Genomic DNA, 22,113 nt, shown 5'->3' with positions numbered 1-22,113 from the left:
AGATCATTGCAACGGTTGCCGCGGCCACTTTTCTGCAGGGGGTTACCTCCTACACGCTGACGCAGCTACTCTCTACCGCGGGCCAGCGACTCATCTCCGAGTTGCGCACGCGGGTGCAACAGCACATCGGCCGTCTGCCGGTAGCGTTCTACGACGAAAACCGGACGGGCACGCTGGTCGCGCGCATCATGACCGACGTTGAAGGAGTTCGCAATCTTGTGGGCACGGGGCTGCTTGAGTTTGTCGGCGGCATCCTCACTGCGATAATCGCGTTCTGTATTTTGATTCGCATCAGCGGACGTATGACGCTGCTTACCGTCTGCATCCTGCTGGTCTTCGGCCTGATTCTGCAAAGGGCGTTCAAGACCATCCGGCCTATCTTCCGTGAGCGCTCCAGGATTAACGCTGAGGTCACTGGCCGGCTGACTGAATCGCTGGGCGGGGTTCGCGTCGTGAAGGGCTATCATGCCGAGGAGAGTGAGGCCCGCGTCTTCGCTCGCGGAGTCGATCGACTGCTCAAGAATGTGATCAGCTCCATCACGGCGCAGTCGCTGATGACACTTTCCTCGACTATGGTGCTTGGGGTGGTGGGTGGCCTGATTATGTATCTGGGCGCAAAGGAGATCTCGGCCCATCGCCTGGATGTTGGCGGCTACGTGGAGTACACGATGCTGCTGGCCTTTATGGTGGCACCTGTGATTCAACTGGTCTCCATTGGCACCCAGCTTACCGAGGCCCTGGCAGGTCTTGATCGGACGACCGAGATTTTGAACGAGCGGGAAGAGGACAGCGAACCAAATCGCACCGTCGCGGTCGATCCCATTCGAGGCAATGTTGCTTTTCAGAACGTGACCTTTGCCTATGAGATCAACAAACCTGTTCTTCACGGCATCAGCTTCGAGTCGAAGCCAGGGACTGTTACCGCGCTGGTCGGCTCATCGGGATCTGGCAAGTCGACCATCATTTCGCTGATTTGCGGCTTCCACAACGCTGTCGGCGGAGAGGTTCTCATCGATGATGTCGATCTCGCCACCATCCGTCTCAGCAGCTATCGTCAGCAGCTTGGTGTCGTTCTGCAGGAGACGTTTCTCTTTGATGGCACGATTCGCGAGAATATTCTCTTCAGCCGCCCGCTGGCCACGGAGGAGCAGCTGATGGAGGCGAGCCGAATCGCCCGCGTGGACGAGTTCGCGGAACGCTTTCCTGAAAAATACGACACCATCGTGGGCGAGCGTGGAGTGAAGCTATCCGGGGGGCAGAGGCAGCGCATCTCGATCGCACGTGCCATTCTTGCCGATCCGCGCATTTTGATCCTCGATGAAGCGACCAGTTCGCTCGACTCCGAGTCCGAGGCGCTGATTCAGAGCGGGCTTAACTTCCTGATGCAGGGCCGGACCACCTTCGTGATCGCGCATCGCCTGTCCACCATACGCCGTGCCGACCAGATTCTGGTGATTGAGCAAGGGCGAATCGTTGAACGTGGGACGCATGAGTCGTTGTACAAGCTGCAGGGCCGCTACTATGACCTCTACACTCGCCAACATGGGCTAGAGACGAACCTGTTTCTCGCGCCAGGGGAAGGCGACAAGATCGAAGAGTCGGTATCAGGGACGATCTAGAGCTCTCATGCCGCGTCACGAAGTAAGACTCGTAAGTTCGGAGAAGATGTGAAAGCCGCCGAAGCCGCAATGAACGTGCAAGAGCAGTTCGGGCAGATTGATATTTATGTCTTCGATCAGATCCTCCGTGGGAACATTACGGGCGAGATGCGTGTCTTCGACGCAGGATGTGGGTATGGGAGAAACCTTGTCCATCTGCTGCGGGAGGGCTGCGAGGTCTTCGCCGTAGACGCGCAGGAGGACGGCATCGCGCATGTTCAGGCACTCGCTGCCGAGCTTGCGCCGGATTTGCCGAAGAGCAACTTTCGCGTAGGGCTGCTGGATCGAGTCGATCTGCCGGACAACTTTGCTGATGTTGTGATCTGCAACTCGGTGTTGCACTTTGCGAGGGATGAGGCTCATTTCCTGGCAATGCTGAGCGAGATGTGGCGTGTTCTGCGGCCAGGCGGGCTATTTTTCTGCCGCCTAGGTTCGCGCATCGGCATGGAGTTCGAGCGGCTGCGGGGAAACATCTTCCGCATCAACGACGGCTCGGAGTGGTACCTGGTGGATGAGGCCGCGTTGATGCATCTGACGGAGCAGTTGCACGCCGTTATGGTGGATCCGTTGAAGACGACGATCGTGCAAGACTACCGATGCATGACGACTTGGGTGCTGCGGAAACGTTCTGGGCTGCCTGCCGGACGCGGCGTCTAGTCCACCACCCCGAGCTGCTTCAATAGGAACGCATAGTCGAATGCGATCTCCTTCAGGTAGTCGTAGCGCCCGGACGCGCCACCATGCCCTGCATCCATGTTGATGTGCAGCAGCAGTGGGGTATCGTTTGTCTTCAGCGTACGGAGCCTGGCGACATACTTTGCGGGCTCCCAGTACATCACCTGGGAGTCGTTCAGGCTGGTTTTGACCAGCATCGCCGGATACTCGCCGGCCTTGAGGTTGTCGTAGGGCGAGTAGGAGCGCATGTAGTGGAACGCCTCCGGCTCATTCGGATTTCCCCATTCTTCATACTCCGCTACCGTGAGGGGCAGGCTGGCATCGAGCATGGTGTTCATCACGTCCACGAAGGGAACGTGCGAGAGAACCACCCGGAAGAGGTCGGGGCGTTGGTTGACTACGGCGCCCATGAGGAGACCACCTGCGCTACCGCCCTCAATCGCGACTCTATCCCTGGCTCCGTAGCCCTTGGCGACTAGTTGCTCCGTCACAGCGATGAAGTCGCTAAAGGTGTTGCGTTTCACCATCATCTTGCCAGCATCGTGCCACGAATCTCCCATCTCGCCACCACCGCGGATGTGGGCATAGGCGATGACCACGCCACGGTCCAGCAGCGATAGCCGGGTCGCGCTGAAGCCGATGGGAAGAGCGTAACCATAAGACCCATATCCATAAACATAGAGAGGATTCTTGAAGTCACGCTTGAAGGAATCCCGCTTATAAACGACAGACGCCGGAATCTTTACTCCATCCGATGCTTCGACCCAAATGCGCTCTGAAGCGTATCGCGAAGAGTCGAAGCCTCCCGGTACCTCTTGCTGCTTTAGGAGGGCCGAGGTGCCGTTTTGTAGATCGTAGTCGTAGATAGATGCAGGCGAAACGAGAGACTGGTAGCTATACCGCAGTTTCCTCGTGTTGAACTCCGGATTCATGCTGGTTGCTGCCGAATAAACGGGTTCGGGAAATTCGATCTCTGTTGATTTGCCCAGATCTTTTACCCCGTCGAATTCGATCACTGTGAGAGTAGGAAGGCCAAGTCTGCGCCTTGAGCAGACGCAAAAGGATTCGAAGACGTCAAAGTCCTCAAGCGGCGCGTCTACGTCCAGCGGAATCAGTTCTTCCCAGAAGTCTCGCTCCGGAGTCTCTATGCCGGCTGTAACCACGCGAAAGTTCTTTCCAGCATCGTTTGTACGGATGTAGAGCAAGCCTTTGCGATGATCGACCGAGTACTCCTGCTCTTCGAGGCGCGGTGCAATCAGCTTGAACTCGCCCTCCGGGGTAGTGGAGGAGAGGAAGCGGCACTCGCTGGTGGTGTGGCTGCCTGCCTCCAGCAAGAGGTATCGGTTATCGCGCGTTTTGCCGACGCCAATGTTGAAGCGCTCGTCTTTCTCTTCGTAGACCAGTACATCGCTCTCGGGGGAGTCTCCCAGCCGATGCCGGAAGAGGTGGTCATGCCGCTTGGTAACCTCATCCTCAGTGGTGTAGAAGAGGGTGCGTGAATCAGCGGCCCAGGCGACCGAACCTATGCGTGCCGCGGTGTCCGGGAGATCCGAACCGGTCTGCAGATCGCGAATGTGCAGTGTGTACTGGCGAAAGCCGGTGTTGTCGGTCGAGTAGGCAAGTTTTGTATTGTCCGGGCTTACAGCCATTGCGCCCACAGACATGAAGGGCTGGGCTTCCGCGAGTCGATTCACATCCAGGAGGATCTCTTCCGGTTGAGCCTGGTCGAAGTTCGCCCCGTTGGCTTTTCTCCTGCAATAGATCGAGTACTGGCTTCCCTCAACGGTTCTAACGTAATAGAACCAACCGCGCTGCCGATAGGGAACTGACTCGTCGGTCTCTTTGATATGGGAGAGCATCTCGGCGTAGAGTTTCGCCTGTAGCTCCTCACTCCCTGCCATGACTGAGGTGGTGTAGGCGTTCTCGGCTTCAAGATAGGCGATCACCTCTGGAGAGGATTTATCTCTCATCCAACGATAGTTGTCTTCCAAGATGTGTCCATGCAGCGTGGTGGGCGTCGGTTCCTGGCGAGCGATAGGGGGGTACGTGTTGCCTTGCATCATTAATTTGAAGCTCCATGGACAGGATACAGGGTCGCCAGAGGCACTGAAAGCAACCATAACCTGTGTGGGTACACCCAACTTAGTTGGTCACTTTGGTGAACTCGTTTTTGCATTTTGTAGTGGGAGCGAACGTATGAAAACTACTTTAGCCTTCACCAGGGTTTCGAATGCCGCGATTCTGAGTACGGTGCTTCTTTTTCCCATGCTTCTCTTTGCACAGTCTGACCCCATGAGTCCGCCGGCCTCCCAAACTCAGGCTAATAGGCCACAGCAGGCCCCGACTTCGGCGACCTCTATGCAGGACTCCGCAACAACCTCCGGCGATGTCGGCCAGACGATGAGAGACAAGATGTTCCTTCGCAAGGCAGCGCAGGGAGGCATCGCCGAGGTGAAGCTCGGCCAGCTTGCTGCGCAGAGGGGCGGAAGCGATGAAGTGAAGGCGTTCGGTCAAAGGATGGTGGACGACCACACGAAGCTCAACAGCGATATGGCTCCCATCGCGGATTCGATGGGAGTGAGGCTGCCAAAGGAGATGAACAAAGAAGATCAGGCTGAGTACGACAAGTTGAGCGGACTCTCAGGCGACGACTTCGATAGGGAGTACCTGTCGTATATGGTGAAGGACCACCATAAGGATCTTCATGAGTTCCGCATGGAGGCTACCAGCACGACGGATCCGACGCTGCAGACCGCGGTCGCAAATGGGACTAAGGTCATCCACGACCACACTGTGATGGTAGATAAGCTGGCTCGCGAAAAGGGTGTGCCGGTGCCGGAGCATGGCGGCCATAAGGCGGGTGCCCCACCTACTTCGTAGAATCCTGGCGGAATGGAACGGGGGCATTTTTCTTCAGCATAATGCAGCAAAGTCTGCGAAGGTTCTACCCACGCTTGAAACAGGCAGGGCGTAGAATGAGCGTCGATGAACTATCTTTCGCGATGGCTGGCCATTGCCCTCCTGATCTTCGCGCCGTCGCTGACGGTGACAGCGGAGTCGGTGAGCACGCTGCCGGCTCCCACTGGTTACGTTAATGATTTTGCAGGTGTCCTGACTCCCTCAACCAAGTACAACCTCGAAAGTCTGTGCACGCAGGTTGACCGGCAGGCTCATGCCCAGATTGCTGTAGTCACCGTGAAGACGATGGACGGAGACCAGTCCATTGAGGAGTTTGCGACCGCTTTGGAAGATAAGTGGAAGGTGGGCGCAAAGGGGACAGACCGTGGCGTTCTGATGCTCTTTGTGATGACCCCGAGGCGCGGCCGGATCGAGGTGGGCTACGGTCTTGAGGGCATACTCAACGATGCCAAGGTTGGCGATATCGGTCGCTCCATGGTGCCGGCGGCGCAGCAGGGAGACTACAACACTGCGATTCCGCTCGGCGTTCAACAGATTGCCCGGATCATCGCTACCGACGCAGGCGTCGCCCTGACCGTGGCACAGCCGGTTCACCAGTACCATCGCGAGCAACAGCCCGTGCAGTTGAGTCTGACGCAGGTTGTGCTTGGCGGCGGAGCTATTCTGCTTATTCTCTTTTTCCTGGTGAAGACCGGAAATACCGGCCTGATCTTCTTTCTGCTGGGGAATCTGATGGGAGGCGGCGGAGGTGGGTTCGGTGGTGGCCGTGGCCGCGACGATGACCGTGGCGGCGGCGGTTTTGGAGGCTTCGGCGGCGGCAGCTCCGGCGGCGGAGGGGCGAGCGGAGATTTTTGAGATGAAATGTAGATCGCATTGCTGCAAAGAAGAGCAGAGGAGGCCGGTTCCAGTGATAAAGTACAGCCGGAGACGCCATCTGTCGGGAAGATTTGAAATTCAGACGAAGGGAAACTGAGGAAACATGAAATCTTTATGGGTTGTGCTGGGTGTTGTAGCTCTTCTCATCGTCGTTCTGCTTTTTGTAGGAGGCAGCTACATCGGCGCGAAGAACACGCTGGTGCAGAAAAATGAGGCGGTCAACCAGGCGTTTTCACAGGTCAACGTCGTGCAGCAGAGACGGCTTGATCTCATTCCGAATCTCGTCGCCTCGGTGAAGGGGTATGTCGCCGAAGAGTCGACTATTCTCACGAACATTGCGAATGCGCGTGCAGGCGTTCTTGCTGCAGGCAGCGACCACGCAAGCAACATCAACGCCAATGCCAAGCTGGACGTGGCGCTGGGACCGTTCTTCCGGCTTCAGGAGCAGTACCCTAATCTGAAGGGGAATGAGCAGTTCACACGGCTGACCGACGAGCTGGCTGGAACTGAAAACCGTATCGCCGTTGAACGTCAGCGCTACAACAAGACGCTGGAGGACTACAACGTTTATGTCCGGCAGTTCCCGCAGAGCATCTGGGCGAATATTGCAGGCTTTCATTACCGGGACGAGTACTTCAAGGGTAATCCGGAGAACAGCGTGGCACCTAAGGTCGACTTCTCGAAGTAGGGGAGGTAGACCTAAGCCAATAAAAAGAGCCGTCGCATTTCGCGGCGGCTCTTTTGTTGCGGCAGGCTAATTTATTTGGTGAAGGATGAGATCGCGGTGGCTTCATCGTCTTTGACATCGAAGACGGTGTAGAGCTTGGTGATCTGAAGAAGGTCGTGGACCTTCTTGGTCAGATTCAGCAGCTTAAGCTCTCCGCCACTATTCTTGACGGTGGTGAAGGCGCTGACCAGTTCGCCGATACCGGAGCTGTCGATGTAGCTGATGTCGCCCAAATTGAGCAGAATTTTATTGGAACCCTTTGCCAGAACATCGCGCACGGCGTCGCGGATCGTCACACTGCCTTCGCCAAGAGTGATGCGGCCGCTGAGATCCAGAATGGTAATACCGTCCACCTGGCGAGTTTTTACTTTCATGCTCATGTCTAATGTTCTCCTTAAGTCCCCGACTGCGCGGGTTTTCGGTGCTTGATAAGAGTAAGTTCCGTGCCCGGGTGTAACTGCCGAAAGTTTACCTCATCCATGAAAGCCTTGATGAGAAAGATACCGCGACCAGAGCCGCGGAGGATGTTTTCGGGTTTCAGGGGATCGGGAAGTGTTTCAGGATCGAGCCCCGGGCCCTGGTCGGCGATGCGAATCGTTAGTGCTTCCGCCGTGGTCTCGAAAGAAGCCGTAATGTGTTTGCTGGTGTCGTAGGAGTTGCCATGAAGCACAGCGTTCACCGCTGCTTCGCGCACCGCCATAGCAATATTGGGAATTGTATCCTCATCGAAGCCAGCTCGCTGGGCGCACTGCTCAGCCGTCAGCTCAATCTTGTTAACACTATCGAGAGACGAGTCCAGGGTGAAGCTGACACGGCTTGTCGTTGAATCGGCCAAAGCAGTCCTTGCAATACGGGTATGCCAGTCGTCAACGGCAGACAACAGCGATGATGGCAGTTTGCTTGTGGATTTCTCGAATGTCAAGGCGCCCCCAATCTTCTTCTTCCAATTTATGACTCTTTTTGACCTCGTTGGGTTGACCAAACAGACTTTTTAGGACGACAAGGCGGCGGTAAGGTGGGCTAACATGCGGATACAGGGTAAGTTTGTTGGAGTGTCCTGTAAGTCGTTATGACAAAACATGCAAATCAAAGGACGAGTGTTTCGGCCCTGATGGGCGCTGCCGTTATGGACGCGCAGGGAGGCACCTTCGGCCATGTACGCGAGTTCGCGGTGGCCCCCTCGGTGGACGCCGGACATATCCACGGCATCGTGCTCAAGGTGGTCTCAGCGGGTCGAGGCGACCGCCCATCGCTGATTCCCATCTCGCAGCTTAAGCTCGGCTCCAGCGGGGGGATGCAGTTGCGAGAGGGGGCGCAACCTACGCCGCTGCCAGAGGATGAGAGCTATCTTCTACTCGAACGAGACCTGCTGGATCAGCAGATTATCGATGTGCACGGGCACAAGGTTGTCCGGGTCAATGATGTCGATCTGGTGTGGGAGAACTGCCAGGAGGATACGCCGGATCTCTCTTTGCGCATCGCGGAAGTAGAGGTAGGTCTTCGAGGAGCTGTGCGCCGCCTGCTGAAGGGCTTTCCGGCAGCGTCGGTGGACCGCATCGCCTGCCGTTTCGGCGCCAGTGTCATTCCATGGGACTTTGTCGATCTGATCGACCGGGATCCGGCTCGCCGCGTTCGGCTGAAGATCGAGCAGGATCGCCTCTCGAAGATGCATCCTTCCGACATTGCCGACATTCTCGAAGAACTCGCCCCTGCCGAACGCCATGCTCTCTTTATTTCGCTTGACGAGGAGGTTGCGGCCGAAGCGCTGGAAGAGGTGAAGCCCAAGATGCAGCAGGCTCTTATTGAGTCGCTTGATTCCGAGCAGATCGCGGGCATCGTCGAGGAGATGGACCCAGGAGCGGCTGCCGACCTGTTGTCGGAGCTTACCGACGAGCGGTCTGAGGCCATTCTGGGCGAGATGGATCCTGAGGAGCGGCAGGAGGTCGAGGATCTGCTCGAGTTTTCGGGGGATTCGGCCGCGGGTCGCATGACTACGGAGTACCTCTCGCTTCCTTTCAGTGCTCGCGTCGAGCAGGCGATTGCAGCGTTACGGGAGTTCGAAGGAGATATCGAGACCATTACAGACGTTTATCTTCTCGATGAAGAGGAGAAGATCACTGCGCTTGTTCCGCTGGTGCAGCTTCTTCTCGCCGCGGCGGCTACGCCCCTGGCGGATCTGCCGCACGGCCATCTTGTTACCTGCAATCTGGACGCGAATGGCCGCAAGGTCGCAGAGCTGTTCGACAAGTACAACCTGCGATCGTTGCCGGTGATTGATGAGGAGAAGCACCTTGCTGGAGTCATCCATGCTGAACAGGTGATTGCTCTTTTGAGGGCAAATCGCTAGAACAGACAGCAAGGCCATCAAAAGGAAACACAGCACCGCATGAAGATTCTCTACGCCACCGGGCTCTCACCAAACGATACGTCTCTTTATCGCCTTTGGGCTCTTGAACGCCTGGGGCATCAAGTTATCCCACTCAATGCATTTGAGTATGAGTCGAGCAATCCGTTTCTCCGCAAGGCAAATCAACGACTAGTGATAGGGCCGTCCGTGAGCCGTCTCAATCGAGACCTGATCAAAATCGCGGAGGCGGAGAAGCCGGATGTTTTGTGGACCGACAAGCTTCTCTACATGCGCCTGCAGACTCTTGACCGTATGCGTGAGATGGGGATCGTGACGGTCAGCTATATGATCGATAATCCTTTTGGGACCCGCCAGGATCCTGGCTGGCGGCTCTACATGAAGGACATTCCGCACTATGATCTACACGTCGTGCAGCGGGATAAAAACATTCTTGACTACAAGTCGCGGGGTGCGCGGGATGTGATCAAGATTCAGACCGCCTATGAACCTACGCTTCAGTTTCCACCGCCGGAGAGTTGGTCAGATGCCGATCGAAACCGCGAGGTCTCGTTTATCGGTACGCCGTATGACGATCGAGCGCAGACCCTGACACGACTTTGGCGTGAGTGCGGGTTTTCGGTTGTGGTCTCGGGGAACCCCCGTCAGTGGGGACGTGCGATGGGATCTGAAGGTTATAAGGCACTGTTCCAAGAGGGCGAACTGTACCTCGATGCTTACCGCGAAGGTATCTGGAGGTCGAAGATCAACCTCAGCTTTATTACGCACTCCAATTGTGACGAGTTTGTTCATAAGAGTTTTGAGATAGCCGGCTGTGGAGGGTTTCTTCTGGCTGAGCGCTCCGATGGCCACATGCAACGCTTCAAGGAGGACGAAGAGGCTGTGTTCTTCTCGGGCTTCGACGAACTAGTGGCGAAGATTCGGCGTTACCTACCTGATGAGGAGGCGCGACGACGTATTGCCGCAGCCGGGTGCCTACGCGCTGCACGTGACGGGTACCATAACGATCGTCAGATGGAGTTGGTCATGGAGCGCACGCTTGCGATAGTTGAGAGGTTCAGGTCCACTGCCAAGCCCCTATCTGAAGGCAGTCGGTGATCTACGATCTTCTTCACGAGACGCCTTCACCTGTCGAGTTCGTCGACTTGTGCGTCGTCGGCGCTGGAGCCGTAGGGATCACGCTTGCTGTGGAAGCGGCAGGAAAAGGAAAGAGGGTTTTGCTGCTTGAGGGGGGAGGCGCAATCCGGGAAGAATCTTCGCAGGCGCTCTACGACAGCGAAGTTGCCGGTCTTCCTCACCGTGGTATTCACACCGGCCGGATCCGCGTAAAGGGAGGCACCACGGTACGCTGGGGAGGCCAGATCCTTGAACTGGATGCTCACGATTTTTGCCCACGCCCTGGCGTCCCTGAGAGTGGCTGGCCTTTTTCGAAGGATACGCTGACGCCTTTCTACGAGCGGGCACTTTCCCTTGAAGGCCTTGCCAAAGTGGAGCGGAGCGACGCAGAGGTCTGGCGAGACCTCGGCCTGCCGTTCACCCAGTTCGACGATCTCGAAGCTTACCTCTCCCGCTGGTGCCCTGAGCCTAACTTTGCCCGCCTGCATCATCGTGCTCTTGCTGAAGATCCCACTATCAAACTCTGGCTTCATGCCAGTGCCGTCGAGTTGATGACCCAGAACGGTGTGGCCACCGGGGTTCGCTGTCGTACACTCACCGGGGTTGAAGCTTTATTTCACGCCAGCCATTACATCTTTGCGCTGGGCGGTATCGAAAGCTCGCGGTTTTTCCTTCAGCCTCGTGCGGGCGGCTTGCCCTGGAATCGATCAGGGTTGCTAGGGCAGCATTTCCAAGACCACATCGATTGCAACGCAGCAGCCATTGAGCCGCTTGACCCAAAGCGCTTTCACGACACCTTCGATCCTATCTTCGCGGGCGGATTCAAATATCTTCCGAAGCTGCGCCTGCGGCCCCAGGTGCAAGTCGCTCTGGGATCGCTTAATGTTGGGTCCACCATAGCGTTCGAGGATACCGGCAAGCTTCGCGGCCAGGCAAAGACGACCGTCCGCAATCTTATGCGTGGACGGTTCAGTGAGATCACCCGAGACAATCTCCGGCACACAGTAGACCACTTGCCCATGCTTGCGCATCAAGCGTGGCGATACAAGGTGCAGCGCCGGGCGTACAGTCCGCCCGAGGTTCGCATCTTTCTCCGCGTTCACTGTGAACAGGAACCAACTTCGCGTAGCAGCGTTACTCTAACCGATCACTACGATCCGTTGGGTCTACTGCGTATTCGTTTCGATTGGCAGATCTCGGAGAGGGAGCTGGATACTATCCGTCAGTATGTCTTGATCGCCCAGCGCGTTCTCTCTGGCGTGGCTCGCATTCTTCCGAACGAAGATCTAGTGTCCGGTAGTCCAAAATTCCTTGACCGTTGCGACGACAGCAATCACCATATGGGTGGCATGCGCATGTCTCCCTCGGATGAGAGTGGCGTTGTCGACACTGATCTCAGACTCTTCGGCGTTGCTAACACGTATATTTGCAGCTCCGCAGTTTTTCCCAGCTCGGGTTTTTCCAACCCCACCCACACTGTACTAGCCCTCGCCCTGCGGCTGAGCGATCATCTTGGTTAGACTTTAGAGCGAATTCACAAAGGGAGCCAATGGAGCAGATCGCCTTCGGTGAAACCGGTCGCAGCACTACCCGGCTAGGCTTCGGTTGCTCCAGCCTGATGGGCGCGATGAGCCGCCGAGAGTCGCTTGCTGTTCTTGACTGGGCCTATGATGCTGGGATTCGCCACTTCGACGTTGCGCCGATGTATGGCTACGGCGAGGCGGAGAGCTGCCTGGGCGAGTTCCTACAAGGGCATAGGTCCCAGGTGACCGTCACGTCGAAGTATGGGATCCTCCCACCGAAAAACACATCGTTGCTCTCTGCCGCACGCCGCTTCGCCGTTCCGCTTGTGAAGAAGCTTCCCGGGTTCAAAGAGCGTATAGCTCGAACGGCGAAGGCCGTCACTCGCACCGCCGAGAAGGCCAGTTTTACGCCTGGTCAGGCAAAGGCTTCGCTTGAACGCAGCCTAGCGGCGCTGCGTACGGGTCATATCGATCTCTGGCTGCTTCATGACGTTTCAGTGGCTGACCTCAACGATGACTCGCTTCTTTCCTTTCTGGACGAGGAGGTGCAACGTGGGCGAATCGGTTCCTTTGGCGTTGGAAGCGGCGGCGCTGAGATCTCGGACCTGCTGGTTGAACGTGCTGCTTATTGCCGTGTCGTGCAGTACGAGTGGTCGGTTCTCAAGGGGGAAAGAAAGCTGGAGGGCGCGCTGACGGGAACAGCTTTTCGTATCCATCACCGTTCCTTAGCGAACGCCTTCCGTATGCTCGGCGATGCTCTGAACAACGACAAAGAACGTTGCCGACGCTGGTCGGACTCGACGAAGACCGACCTCGGCGACCCAAGGGGTCTTGCCCGCCTCATGCTCAAGGCGGCATTTGTGATGAATCCAGGGAGCGTTGTACTTTTTTCTTCCAAGAACCCGCGCCACATCCAGACTAATGTAGATGTCGCTGACGATCCGAGCCTGGAAGCTCCGGCGAAGGAGCTTTACCGGCTTGCACAGGCCGAACGCGAGCAGCTATTTGCCAGTGGGCGGGGGCAAGCTAGATACCCATATCTGTGAAGTCGACGCTCCCCTATAACGCCAGACCGGGCAGATGAGGTAGCCTGATAGTGGCGAGCGCGCAGGCTCCCCAGACCAGCACATACTTCCATCACACCGCATCCGCATTGAAGGATAAGCAATGAGCCAATGGCGCGCCTGGAGAACCCGACTCATTCTGATCTTTGCGGTGCTTGGGCCGGGCTTTATCACCGCCAATGTGGACAACGACGCCGGGGGTATTCTCACCTACTCTGCGGCGGGCGCACAGTTTGGCTACACGCTGCTGTGGACGATGATTCCCATTACGCTGGCGCTTATCGTCGTGCAGGAGATGTGCGCGCGCATGGGTGTTGTTACTGGCAAAGGTCTTAGCGACCTCATCCGGGAAGAGTTCGGCCTTCGCATCACTTTTGTGATCATGATTCTGCTGATCGCGGTGAACTTTACTAACGTGGTCACCGAATTTTCCGGCATTGCAGGCAGTATGCAGCTCTTTCATATTCCGAAGTATGCGAGCGTTCCGGTCTGCGCGTTTATCGTGTGGGCGCTTGTGGTCAAAGGCGATTATAAGAGCGTCGAAAAGATCTTTCTTATCGCGAGCGTCTTCTATATCGCATACATTATTACCGGCGTGCTCAGCGGGCCAGACTGGCACCTGGCGCTGGTCGAGACCGTCAAGCTGCCTCCGCGCAACGTCTGGTCCGATAAGGACTATGTCTACACTACCGTCGCTGTCATCGGCACCACCATCACGCCCTGGATGCAGTTTTATTTACAGTCTTCTATCGTCGAAAAAGGCGTCAGCGTTCGTCAGTACAAGGCCTCGCGCCTGGACGTAATCGTGGGCTCTATCTTTACCGATATTGTTGCCTGGTTCATCGTGGTGGCGTGCGCCGCGACTCTTTACACTCACGGCATTCGCCACATCAGTGACCCCTCCGACGCTGCAGGCGCCATGAAGCCCCTTGCCGGACAGTACGCTTTCATCCTCTTTGCAGCCGGTCTCTTCAATGCCTCACTCTTCGCGGCGTCCATTCTTCCGCTTTCTACTGCTTACACGGTCTGCGAGGGCCTCGGCTTTGAGAGTGGACTGGACAAGAGCTTTAACGAGGCCAAATTCTTCTATTGGCTTTATAGCCTGCTGCTCTTCGCCGGCGCAGCCATTGTGCTGATCCCGAACTTTCCCCTGGTGAAGTTCAGCATCCTCTCACAGGTTTTGAACGGCGTCCTGCTTCCGGTTATTTTGATCTTCATGCTGAAGTTGATCAACAAGCACGAACTGATGGGCAAATACACCAATAGCCGGTGGTTCAACGCGATCGCATGGATCACGGTGATCATCGTCACAGCGCTCTCTCTGATTCTGGTTTGGAATACGCTACATGGATGAGGCTTTACCGAGCTGAACCGCTCTGGGCGGCTTCCGTAGTTAGAGCAGCTTGCCTTCAGAGAGATCCCGGATCAGTCCCAGATCGGCTGCCAGAAAATCATAGCCGGGTAGATCCGCCAGAGGAGCCCATCGCATGTCGTTGAAGATGCGATTTTCCAGTGCGCCGTCAAACTCCTGGACCACAAAGAACTGCAGGTCGATCGCTCCGCCGTTGCGGTATTTGTGCCTTATCCGAGCCACGCGGCGACCAATGACCGCCGTGATGCCCAGTTCCTCGTTCAATTCACGGACCAGAGCATCTTCCGAGGTCTCCCCGGCCTCAATCTTTCCTCCAGGGAACTCCCACTTCAAGCTCATGGGTTGATCCGGCTTACGCTGGCAGATCAAGACCTCGACTCCGGAGCCACCTGCCCCTGTGGTGTCACGCAAGATCAGAGCCGCTACCACGAGCCTGACGGGCTTTTGGAGTTCAGTCTCAACATGCTCATCGAGTTTGCGAATCGACTCTCTCACCTGACTACAGATTAGACGATATCCGCAGCTTAAAAGCTTCTATTCACTTTACTTAGGCAGGGCGAACGCTAGCCGGATAGAAGATCGGCCAACCTTCCTGTGCGCTTCGCTCCACAAGAGCAGGCGTCGGGTTCACAGGGAACGCACGCCGCGCGATGGCCAGCATGGCTGCGTCGTGAACCGAGTTTCCGAAGACGGCATCGGGAGCCGTCACCCCAGCCCGCTTGAGAGACGCAACTTTTCCTTCGTCGGTGGGCACGTCCAGAATCGTATCGGTCACGACTCCGTCTTTGACCTGGACCCGTGCGCAGAGGACTCGGTCGGCAGGAATGCCGAAGCGCCGCACACCTTCTTCGATAACCCAGTTGTTCGTCGAACTTACCGCCCAGATGTCAATGCCTCTGGCGCGAAGCTCATCCACGAGCTGCTTCATCTCGGGAAAGATATTGGCCTCGATCTGGCTGGCGAAGAAGTTCTTTGCGGCGCGCCGCATCTCGTCTTCCCGAAGCCTCTGGTACATCTGCACCATCTCCCCACAGATGGCGATCTCGGAGACGTCTCCTTTCAGGTATCCGCGATACCGTCCATCGATCCAGTCTGTGGCTTCGCGAGAGACCAACCCGGTCTCGATGGTCCACTTCATGAACGAAGAGCCGGCGTCCCCGGACCACAGGGTGCCATCACAATCGAAGACAGCGACAGAAGGCGAGAGGGCGAAGACAGCCGAATGAAACTCCGAGGTAGTCAGGCGACTCACTGAAACAACTTGGCTCACGATCAAGGCTCTACTTTTCTGCGCGTCTCTTACGCGCGCTGCAATGCGAATTCGATCCGATAATGCTTTGATTTTACTACCGTATCCGTGCGAAAACTCTGGTAGATAGACCCGGGATGCGATCGGACGCAGATGTAAGTTGAGCGTATCCAACGCGCCACCAATTTAATCGAGTATTGATCTGACTTCTACCGCTCTAGATTGGCGGCAGCCCTTCCACCACGCTTACTCCTGCGGGCGGAAGGAATGCAAAGTCGGCATCCTTAACGGGAACATTTTCCTGCATTGCAGAGAACGTAAACTCCGTCACTGCGCCATCGACCTCTTCGAGGCGCATTCGTTCGATAGCCCCGGTTGCAGATACACCAAGTGACAGCAGCTTCACCCTCTGGGCCATTCCTTTGGGAACACCTGAGATTCGAAACCCGTTACCGTCAGCTACGACGGTCAGGTTGTCGAGCTCTTTCTTGAGCTGAGTATGTCCTAACAAAAAACGCAAGGGTGAACGCAGATCATCCAATTGCTTCGCCGGTACGCGGGTCGCCTGAGAGTCTCCCGGCGTATAGAACCACGCAAATTTGCCATCGAGTACGAATACCTTGCCAACCGGAGCTGCATAGCTCCATCGCATGCGGCCAGGCTTCTTCAACAGGAGGGTGCCCTCTTCGGCGCGTGTCATACCCATGCCGGCATAGCTCTCTGTGTAATGAGCGCGCAGGGAGGTGAGGTGGTTGTAGTGATCGTCTACTTTATGAATTAGCGCGTCGTTATGCACGGCATCGTTCTGCTGCGCCAACAGAAGCGGGGCGCAGCAGAACGATGCGAACAGCAAGACCCTGGATAGCATTACTGAATGGGCTGAGTGCAGTTGACTCCGCCTGCGGGATCGTAACGGATGGTGTTGTTCTCGTCTGTGCAGAAACCGCGGTCGCCTGTCTTGCCAATCGCGTTCGGCGTCGCGGTGATCTCGTACGACGTGTACATATCCTGATTGTTGACGGTGACCTTGGTGCAGTTGACGATGGCGAAGGTGTAGCCCGCCTTCTGGCCGGTAGAGAGATCCGGGGTGATCAACTGAGCTGCCTGGGCAGTAGGGGCGCCCGACTTGGGATCCCCGCCGAGCGTTGGCAGCGAGCAAGAGAATCCATTCGCGGGAAAGGCGGAGTTGTATTGCAGCTCTGCCTGGCCGATAGTTCTGAGCGATTGAATCGCCGACGTCTCGTTCGCCTGCTTCCTCAGCTTCAATAGCTGCGGCACTGCAAGGGTCATAAGAATCAGCATCACTGACATGACGATGAGCAGTTCGATCAGCGTAAATCCATCTTCGTTAGGTCGTACTGCGCGCAAACGGTCCAAAGCCTTCATCGTCTTCATTGATCCTCGGTAACTCTCTATCTCTACCCCGAACACTCTATCAGCAGTGCGTCTAGCAGGCTAAATCTTCCCGCTCGATCTTCATCGTGCCAAGATTTCCCAGCAGCGTCAACGCCATCGTCTCGGGCTTGAACAGCTCTTGCGCCAACTCCTGCACATCGGCTGTCGATACCGCCTCTATCTCCTGCATGATCTCATCGACGCCGAAGAACCTTCCGAAGTACATCTGCTGCCGCGCAAGATTCGCCATCCGGCTTCCCGAACTCTCAAGACCGATGACCATGTTGCTCTTCAATTGATCCTTAGCGCGTTTGAGCTCGACCTCGCTGACTGTCTCTTCCTTGAGACGGCGCAACTCCTGGAGGGTAAGCTGCAGGACCTCCTGGGTCTTGTCTGCCGAGGTTCCTGCATAGACACAGAGCGACCCGGTATCGCGGAAGGGGTTCATCTCTGAGTAGATCGAATATGCCAGTCCGCGGTCCTCGCGAATGGTCTGGAAGAGCCGGGAACTCATTCCGCCACCCAGCATCGTATTCATCAAATAGACGATATACCTACGGGCGTCGTTCACCGGCGGTGCTGGCATTCCGAGGCAGAGCTGCACCTGCTCCAGCGATTTCTTGCGCTTCAAAGTGATGTGAGGCGTTGCCCTGGGGGCGGCTATCTTTTCCGGCACATTGTTTCCGCTTGCGGCCAGCGAGCCAAACTCTTTTTCTACCTGAGCGACAAAGTCGTCGTGCTCCAGGTTTCCTGCAGCCGAAAAGACCATGTTCCGCGGGGTGAACTGCCCAGCGTAGAAGTTGAAGAGGGTCTGCTGATCAAAGCTCGAAACCGTCTTCTTGGTTCCCAGGATGGGCCGTCCCAAGGCATCACCCTTCCAGAAGTTCTGAGTCCAGGTCTCGTGGACCAGATAGTCGGGGTTGTCCTCGTCCATCTTGATCTCTTCGAGGATGACTCCCTTCTCGCGCTCCACATCCTCAGGCGCGAAGGTTGGGTGCAGTACCAAGTCCGAGAGCACATCGAGCGCTGGCGGCACATTCTCGTCCAGAACCTTGATGTTGAAGCAAACAGTCTCTTTTCCTGTAAAAGCGTCGAGGTTTCCCCCGATCGTATCTACCTCGCGGGCAATCTGCTGGGCCGAACGGGAGGTAGTGCCCTTGAATACCATATGCTCGACGAAGTGAGAGATCCCGTTCACCTCGGGGGTCTCATCGCGGGACCCCGATCCAACCCAGGCCCCCATGGAGACACTCCGTACATGCGGCATACTCTCGGTCAAGACCAGCAAACCGTTCGAGAGAACAGTCTTGCGGATGTTCCTTGAGGCATTCTTCATCATTCCTACTTCATCAACTAACGTTTGAGACATGAGACTCCTTCAAACTCCATTGTTTCACAGCGGTGTGGTCACGATCTTCCTGGTTTCCCGGAGTAGACTTATATAGATGCTCTAACTCCAGAGCACGCTTCAAGGGCGGGTGTCTACTAATCGTATGGAATAAATAAGTATATTTATATGAACAATTTACTGGAAAAATCGAGTGTAGTGGTTGAGGGGATACCGCTCTTTGGTGCTTCGTTGGAGGAGTTGGCTGTTTTTATAGCTGGCCTCGGTCAGCCTGTATATCGGGCTCGACAGCTTTACGAGGCTCTTTACACTCAACGTGTGGCTGAACTGGATCAGATCACTACCCTTCCGTCTGCCCTTCGAGAGAGCCTTGCCACCCTGGGATATACGGTTGGTCTCCCTGAGCTGCTGCAGACTGCCTGTTCTGTCGATGGGACTGAGAGGTACTTGGTCCGCATGGGCGACGGCGAGACCGTGGAGACCGTCTGGATGCCAGGAGGTGACGGGGGTGAGCGGGGGGACGGCACTGAGGCTGCGGAGGAGGAAGAACACCCCTCTTACGATGACGACGAGTACAAGCGCGCGACCATCTGTGTCTCCAGCCAGGTTGGCTGCGCGGTCAACTGCCAGTTCTGCCTAACGGCGAAGCTGGGCATCCGCCGGAACCTGACCTGCGGCGAGATTGCGGGCCAGGTGGCTGCAGTTCTTAACCGGCACAAGGTCGAAGTTGGCCGCGACCGCATCAATCTGGTCTTTATGGGGATGGGGGAGCCCTTCCTCAACTACAACGGATTTATGGATGCCGTCCGTTTGCTCGCTGGTCCGATGCGCATTCCGGAGTCGCGTATGACTGTCAGCACCTCCGGCATCCTTCCCGGGATTGTGCAGTTCGCTACAGAGACCGTGCGTCCCAAGCTTGCCTTGAGCCTGAATGCCTCGAACGACTTTGTTCGCGAGGCTATTATGCCGATTACGCGTAAATGGAATATTGCCGCTCTTCTTGAGGCTGTCGCTGCTGTGCCGCTACGGCCGCGCGAGCGCGTCACCTTCGAATATGTCCTACTTGGGGGAATCAACGACCAGCGCGAGCATGCGGACGAGGTAATCGCGCTGCTGAAGAATATTCGTGCCAAGGTCAATCTGATCGTCTGGAACTCCGGGCCGGAGATGCCCTTCCATGAGCCGACGGTGCAGGATGTAGGAGTCTTCCAGAGACGTCTCCGCGACGCGGGTATCCCGGCGTTCATCCGCAAGCCGCGCGGCCGAGACATCTACGCTGCCTGCGGCCAGCTCAAGCGCACGCTTGAACAGCCTCTGGCTCAAACTCTGGTTGAGATCTCGCCTGCCAACCAAGGCGGCGCTTAGGCTGGAACGGCGACCCGATCCAGTCCGAGGGCGAGCAGTCGCTCCGCGACAAGATCATAGTCGTGACGCAGCACGTCGCCCTCGTGGACATAGTTGCCTGTTACCGGCTCGACACCAAGGGACCGAATCCGCTCCAGATCGGCTTCGATCGGCTGTTGCCCCTCGCGGGCATACTGCTCCAATCTCTTTGGAGAGATATGGCCAGTGTTGACAAGCGCGTAGTCGAAGATTGGGACGGACAGCCCCCCGGCGTGCTGCAGAATCTTTTCGATGTGCTGCGATGCGGTAAGGCCAAGGGATTCATTCGCCTGGGTCATCAGGTTGCATACGAAGACCTTGGTCGCTCGTGAGGCAGCCAGAGCTTCGGGAATTCCGCGAACCAGCATATTCGTGATCAGGGAGGTGTAGAGCGAACCTGGCCCCAGTGTAATGAGATCAGCATTCGCGATAGCTTCGAGCGTCTCGGGAAGGGGATGCGCCGTTTGAGGATCAAGGCGAAGCTCGACGATGCTGTGTTTACTTGCCGTGATATTGGTCTCACCACGAACGAGCGATCCGTCATCCATATCCGCTGCCAGAGTGACATTGGCGTTGGTCGAGGGAAAGATCCTGCCCCTGGTGGCCAGGATCTGTGACGACATTTGCACGGCCTGGGCGAAGTCTCCTGTGATGTGCGAGAGAGCCGCGACAAAGAGGTTGCCGAAGCTATGCCCCTCCAGCTCTCCGTGCTCGAAGCGAAACTGAAAGAGCCTGGACAGCAGATGCTCATCCTCAGAGAGAGCGACCATGCAGTTCCGGATGTCTCCCGGGGGGAGCATCTTGAAGTCCTCACGCAGCCTTCCTGAGGATCCACCGTCGTCCGTCACCGTCACCACTGCGGAGAGCTCGCGGATGATGCATCGAGGAGAAGGGCAGGGAGGTGTGGGAGCGCCCTCCATCTCCTGCGATCTTCCCAGCCGAATCCCTTTTCTGCGGTCAGGGCTGGCGACATAGCGCTTCAGCCCCCGCAGCAGGGTCGATAGCCCCGTACCTCCACCAATGGCCACTACGCGGAGGTTTTTTTCGTTCGATTCTTTTAGATTCGGCAACGACATCCGCAGGTTCTCCTACACAAGCCTAACGAAGCGCCTGCCGGCTTAGATTGCAGGCCGTAGTCAGGCCTCGGGATAGAGCAACTCTGTAAAGCGAGGATCGTCGGCCATGTCTTGAAAGTCAGAGTCAGCCCGGGCCTGAATCCGATTGCGAGGATTCTGCCGGATTGCTTCAGTCAGATGCTCCAAGCAGCGGTGGGAGTCGCCCGTCATGCTGGCCAGCACCGCCAGACCATAAAAAGCATAGTCCGCCTTCTCATTTTCCTTGAGGATCAGCTTGAAGTGCTCCCGCGCATCTTCGTAGTGTCCGTCGTTGAGCAGAGAGATGGCGTAGTCATACTGCTCCTCGCAGTTAGCAAAGTCGTTCTTTCCCTTCGCCATCTGCTGCGAACAGGCGGTCGCGTACATACGGACGCGGTCGCTTAGCTCGCCTGCGCCCGCAGCCAGCATCTTGTCGAAGGCGGTGTGCGCTTTGTCGTACTTTCCATCCTGCATAAGCCGCAGCGCAGCTTCATATTGAGCGACCAGCTGCGCTCGCGCATTGTCGGTAGCCTGAGAGACGGTTCCTGCGAGTGTTCGGGGAGCACGCTTTGTTGCAGGTGCAGTTGCGGTTTTTGTCTGAGCCATCGTCAATCCTGTCGCCTAGGGCGTTTCTGAGCTTTCCCATTCTAACGGGTGCTCAATTCTAGTTTGGTTCTCGTGTCGGTTTTATACGCAGAGCGGGCCTTCAGGTCAACCCCACCTCGGTTCGCTGTCGCTTGGGACCCCCGACCGATGAGCTAACCTCGGCCATAAACCGCGGGATTCAACTCAGGATCGTTGTACATCTTCATCTGCCGGTAGAGCTTAAATCGCCGCGTGCCCGCCAGAACCTCGCCCCAAAGCAGATCGAGGCAATCAGAGAGATCGTCCCGCTGCTCTATAAGCAAAGCTAGTCTGTCTGTATTGCGCGAACGATGAATCTCGGTCGCGCTGGCTCGTTTCGCCTCTTCGTGGGTGTGATAGATTTTGAGCGCCAAAATGGAAAGCCGATCGATTATCAAGCCCGGCGTCTCCGAGTGCAGGGGCGTTGCGGGGTTTTGCTCCAGCCGCTCCATAAGCCAAACATCCATCTTCTCCACCAGATCGTTTCGCCTCTGGTTCAATCTATCAATCGCATGCTTCACCCTTACGATCTCCGAGTCGGGGACATCGGGAACTCTTGCTTTATCTTCCTCATGCCACAGCTCGAAGTTAGCGCGATGCTGGGACATCGCCAGCGCCATAAAGCCGTCGCCGCCGGGCACCTCCGATGCTTCCTTCTCTTCTTTGTGCAGGTCCGCCGTGAGATCTTCTTGCATTCGCGTGATCAAAAGTGCGTCGAGCATACG

Annotated in this window: 22 protein-coding genes; 11 read left to right on the top strand and 11 right to left on the bottom strand. The window is 56.6% G+C overall.

The features are described 5' to 3' along the window. On the top strand, positions 1-1,619 hold a 1,619-nt coding region (locus GSQ94_RS19535), incomplete at its 5' end, for an ABC transporter ATP-binding protein (protein ID WP_158945529.1). Positions 1,620-1,667: 48 nt separating this feature from the next. Further along, entirely contained in the window at positions 1,668-2,315 is a 648-nt protein-coding gene (locus GSQ94_RS19530; RefSeq protein ID WP_254064004.1) for a bifunctional 2-polyprenyl-6-hydroxyphenol methylase/3-demethylubiquinol 3-O-methyltransferase UbiG, read from the top strand. On the opposite strand, the gene GSQ94_RS19525 is transcribed toward GSQ94_RS19530, so the two are convergent. Next, entirely contained in the window at positions 2,312-4,393 is a 2,082-nt protein-coding gene (locus GSQ94_RS19525) for a S9 family peptidase (protein ID WP_158945598.1), read from the bottom strand. The two genes, GSQ94_RS19530 and GSQ94_RS19525, sit on opposite strands and share 4 nt — an antisense overlap. Positions 4,394-4,529: 136 nt before the next feature. On the opposite strand from GSQ94_RS19525, the gene GSQ94_RS19520 reads away from it, so the two are divergent. The 3 genes from GSQ94_RS19520 to GSQ94_RS19510 all read left to right on the top strand — a co-directional run bounded on the left by GSQ94_RS19520 (position 4,530) and on the right by GSQ94_RS19510 (position 6,816). Then, positions 4,530-5,213, top strand: a complete 684-nt coding sequence (locus GSQ94_RS19520) for a DUF4142 domain-containing protein (RefSeq protein ID WP_158945528.1) — start codon at positions 4,530-4,532, stop codon at positions 5,211-5,213. Between the two features lie 105 nt (positions 5,214-5,318). Beyond that, positions 5,319-6,107, top strand: a complete 789-nt coding sequence (locus GSQ94_RS19515) for a YgcG family protein (protein WP_158945527.1) — start codon at positions 5,319-5,321, stop codon at positions 6,105-6,107. A gap of 124 nt (positions 6,108-6,231) precedes the next feature. Next, complete coding sequence (locus GSQ94_RS19510) at positions 6,232-6,816, top strand: LemA family protein (protein ID WP_158945526.1); 585 nt, start codon at positions 6,232-6,234, stop codon at positions 6,814-6,816. Positions 6,817-6,887: 71 nt separating this feature from the next. Here GSQ94_RS19510 and GSQ94_RS19505 read toward each other — a convergent pair whose 3' ends face one another. Both GSQ94_RS19505 and GSQ94_RS19500 read right to left on the bottom strand, forming a co-directional pair. Then, positions 6,888-7,235 carry an STAS domain-containing protein gene (locus GSQ94_RS19505; protein WP_158945525.1) on the bottom strand — a complete coding sequence of 116 codons (348 nt, stop codon included), beginning with the start codon at positions 7,233-7,235 and terminating at the stop codon, positions 6,888-6,890. Positions 7,236-7,249: 14 nt separating this feature from the next. Further along, complete coding sequence (locus tag GSQ94_RS19500; protein WP_371417577.1) at positions 7,250-7,777, bottom strand: ATP-binding protein; 528 nt, start codon at positions 7,775-7,777, stop codon at positions 7,250-7,252. Positions 7,778-7,924: 147 nt separating this feature from the next. Here GSQ94_RS19500 and GSQ94_RS19495 point away from each other — a divergent pair, with 147 nt between their 5' ends. The 5 genes from GSQ94_RS19495 to GSQ94_RS19475 all read left to right on the top strand — a co-directional run bounded on the left by GSQ94_RS19495 (position 7,925) and on the right by GSQ94_RS19475 (position 14,277). Beyond that, positions 7,925-9,202, top strand: a complete 1,278-nt coding sequence (locus tag GSQ94_RS19495) for a magnesium transporter MgtE N-terminal domain-containing protein (RefSeq protein WP_158945524.1) — start codon at positions 7,925-7,927, stop codon at positions 9,200-9,202. 39 nt (positions 9,203-9,241) lie between these two features. Beyond that, positions 9,242-10,318, top strand: coding sequence for a glycosyltransferase (locus GSQ94_RS19490; RefSeq protein WP_158945523.1), 1,077 nt, complete (start codon positions 9,242-9,244; stop codon positions 10,316-10,318). Further along, positions 10,315-11,856: a GMC family oxidoreductase gene (locus GSQ94_RS19485; RefSeq protein WP_158945522.1), complete on the top strand. Its 1,542-nt coding sequence runs from the start codon at positions 10,315-10,317 to the stop codon at positions 11,854-11,856. The genes GSQ94_RS19490 and GSQ94_RS19485 overlap by 4 nt, the downstream gene beginning before the upstream one ends. Before the next feature lie 29 nt (positions 11,857-11,885). After that, positions 11,886-12,905, top strand: a complete 1,020-nt coding sequence (locus GSQ94_RS19480) for an aldo/keto reductase (RefSeq protein ID WP_158945521.1) — start codon at positions 11,886-11,888, stop codon at positions 12,903-12,905. 121 nt (positions 12,906-13,026) lie between these two features. Then, complete coding sequence (locus GSQ94_RS19475; RefSeq protein WP_158945520.1) at positions 13,027-14,277, top strand: Nramp family divalent metal transporter; 1,251 nt, start codon at positions 13,027-13,029, stop codon at positions 14,275-14,277. A 39-nt stretch (positions 14,278-14,316) separates the two neighbouring features. On the opposite strand, the gene GSQ94_RS19470 is transcribed toward GSQ94_RS19475, so the two are convergent. From GSQ94_RS19470 to GSQ94_RS19450, 5 genes are all read right to left on the bottom strand, one after another. Then, a complete protein-coding gene (locus GSQ94_RS19470; RefSeq protein WP_371417578.1) occupies positions 14,317-14,724 on the bottom strand; it encodes a (deoxy)nucleoside triphosphate pyrophosphohydrolase in 408 nt (135 codons plus the stop codon). A gap of 118 nt (positions 14,725-14,842) precedes the next feature. Further along, positions 14,843-15,565, bottom strand: coding sequence for an HAD family phosphatase (locus GSQ94_RS19465; RefSeq protein ID WP_158945518.1), 723 nt, complete (start codon positions 15,563-15,565; stop codon positions 14,843-14,845). Between the two features lie 196 nt (positions 15,566-15,761). Then, positions 15,762-16,412: an outer membrane lipoprotein chaperone LolA gene (lolA, locus tag GSQ94_RS19460; protein ID WP_158945517.1), complete on the bottom strand. Its 651-nt coding sequence runs from the start codon at positions 16,410-16,412 to the stop codon at positions 15,762-15,764. Beyond that, the gene (locus GSQ94_RS19455) at positions 16,412-16,939 is read right to left on the bottom strand and encodes a type II secretion system protein (protein WP_158945516.1); all 528 of its coding nucleotides are present in this window, start codon (positions 16,937-16,939) and stop codon (positions 16,412-16,414) included. Before GSQ94_RS19455 ends, lolA begins: the two co-directional genes overlap by 1 nt. 52 nt (positions 16,940-16,991) lie before the next feature. Continuing rightward, the gene (locus tag GSQ94_RS19450) at positions 16,992-18,308 is read right to left on the bottom strand and encodes a pitrilysin family protein (RefSeq protein ID WP_158945515.1); all 1,317 of its coding nucleotides are present in this window, start codon (positions 18,306-18,308) and stop codon (positions 16,992-16,994) included. A gap of 147 nt (positions 18,309-18,455) precedes the next feature. On the opposite strand from GSQ94_RS19450, the gene rlmN reads away from it, so the two are divergent. Then, positions 18,456-19,652, top strand: coding sequence for a 23S rRNA (adenine(2503)-C(2))-methyltransferase RlmN (gene rlmN, locus GSQ94_RS19445; RefSeq protein WP_158945514.1), 1,197 nt, complete (start codon positions 18,456-18,458; stop codon positions 19,650-19,652). Here the strand turns inward: rlmN and yvcK are convergent. From yvcK to GSQ94_RS19430, 3 genes are all read right to left on the bottom strand, one after another. After that, positions 19,649-20,746: a uridine diphosphate-N-acetylglucosamine-binding protein YvcK gene (gene yvcK / locus GSQ94_RS19440; protein ID WP_158945513.1), complete on the bottom strand. Its 1,098-nt coding sequence runs from the start codon at positions 20,744-20,746 to the stop codon at positions 19,649-19,651. The two genes, rlmN and yvcK, sit on opposite strands and share 4 nt — an antisense overlap. 60 nt (positions 20,747-20,806) lie before the next feature. Continuing rightward, positions 20,807-21,370, bottom strand: coding sequence for a lipopolysaccharide assembly protein LapB (locus GSQ94_RS19435; RefSeq protein WP_158945512.1), 564 nt, complete (start codon positions 21,368-21,370; stop codon positions 20,807-20,809). A 152-nt stretch (positions 21,371-21,522) separates the two neighbouring features. Continuing rightward, entirely contained in the window at positions 21,523-22,110 is a 588-nt protein-coding gene (locus GSQ94_RS19430) for a DUF4254 domain-containing protein (RefSeq protein WP_158945511.1), read from the bottom strand. Between the last annotated feature and the right edge of the window lie 3 nt (positions 22,111-22,113).

This window comes from Granulicella sp. S190, from assembly GCF_009766095.1.
In the GTDB taxonomy this organism is placed as follows: Bacteria; Acidobacteriota; Terriglobia; order Terriglobales; family Acidobacteriaceae; genus Edaphobacter.
The sequence above is the reverse complement of the archived record's forward strand: the minus strand, read 5'-3'. Positions and strand labels throughout refer to the sequence as shown.

Excerpts from the sequence above, each read along its gene's own strand:
- GSQ94_RS19490 (WP_158945523.1), top strand. The coding sequence starts at position 9,242 with ATGAAGATTCTCTACGCCACCGGGCTCTCACCAAACGATACGTCTCTT.
- rlmN (WP_158945514.1), top strand. The coding sequence starts at position 18,456 with ATGAACAATTTACTGGAAAAATCGAGTGTAGTGGTTGAGGGGATACCG.
- GSQ94_RS19510 (WP_158945526.1), top strand. The coding sequence starts at position 6,232 with ATGAAATCTTTATGGGTTGTGCTGGGTGTTGTAGCTCTTCTCATCGTC.
- GSQ94_RS19450 (WP_158945515.1), bottom strand. The coding sequence starts at position 18,308 with ATGTCTCAAACGTTAGTTGATGAAGTAGGAATGATGAAGAATGCCTCA.
- GSQ94_RS19480 (WP_158945521.1), top strand. The coding sequence starts at position 11,886 with ATGGAGCAGATCGCCTTCGGTGAAACCGGTCGCAGCACTACCCGGCTA.
- GSQ94_RS19435 (WP_158945512.1), bottom strand. The coding sequence starts at position 21,370 with ATGGCTCAGACAAAAACCGCAACTGCACCTGCAACAAAGCGTGCTCCC.
- GSQ94_RS19475 (WP_158945520.1), top strand. The coding sequence starts at position 13,027 with ATGAGCCAATGGCGCGCCTGGAGAACCCGACTCATTCTGATCTTTGCG.
- GSQ94_RS19525 (WP_158945598.1), bottom strand. The coding sequence starts at position 4,393 with ATGCAAGGCAACACGTACCCCCCTATCGCTCGCCAGGAACCGACGCCC.
- yvcK (WP_158945513.1), bottom strand. The coding sequence starts at position 20,746 with ATGTCGTTGCCGAATCTAAAAGAATCGAACGAAAAAAACCTCCGCGTA.
- GSQ94_RS19455 (WP_158945516.1), bottom strand. The coding sequence starts at position 16,939 with ATGAAGACGATGAAGGCTTTGGACCGTTTGCGCGCAGTACGACCTAAC.
- GSQ94_RS19495 (WP_158945524.1), top strand. The coding sequence starts at position 7,925 with ATGACAAAACATGCAAATCAAAGGACGAGTGTTTCGGCCCTGATGGGC.
- GSQ94_RS19430 (WP_158945511.1), bottom strand. The coding sequence starts at position 22,110 with ATGCTCGACGCACTTTTGATCACGCGAATGCAAGAAGATCTCACGGCG.
- GSQ94_RS19515 (WP_158945527.1), top strand. The coding sequence starts at position 5,319 with ATGAACTATCTTTCGCGATGGCTGGCCATTGCCCTCCTGATCTTCGCG.
- GSQ94_RS19505 (WP_158945525.1), bottom strand. The coding sequence starts at position 7,235 with ATGAGCATGAAAGTAAAAACTCGCCAGGTGGACGGTATTACCATTCTG.
- GSQ94_RS19520 (WP_158945528.1), top strand. The coding sequence starts at position 4,530 with ATGAAAACTACTTTAGCCTTCACCAGGGTTTCGAATGCCGCGATTCTG.
- lolA (WP_158945517.1), bottom strand. The coding sequence starts at position 16,412 with ATGCTATCCAGGGTCTTGCTGTTCGCATCGTTCTGCTGCGCCCCGCTT.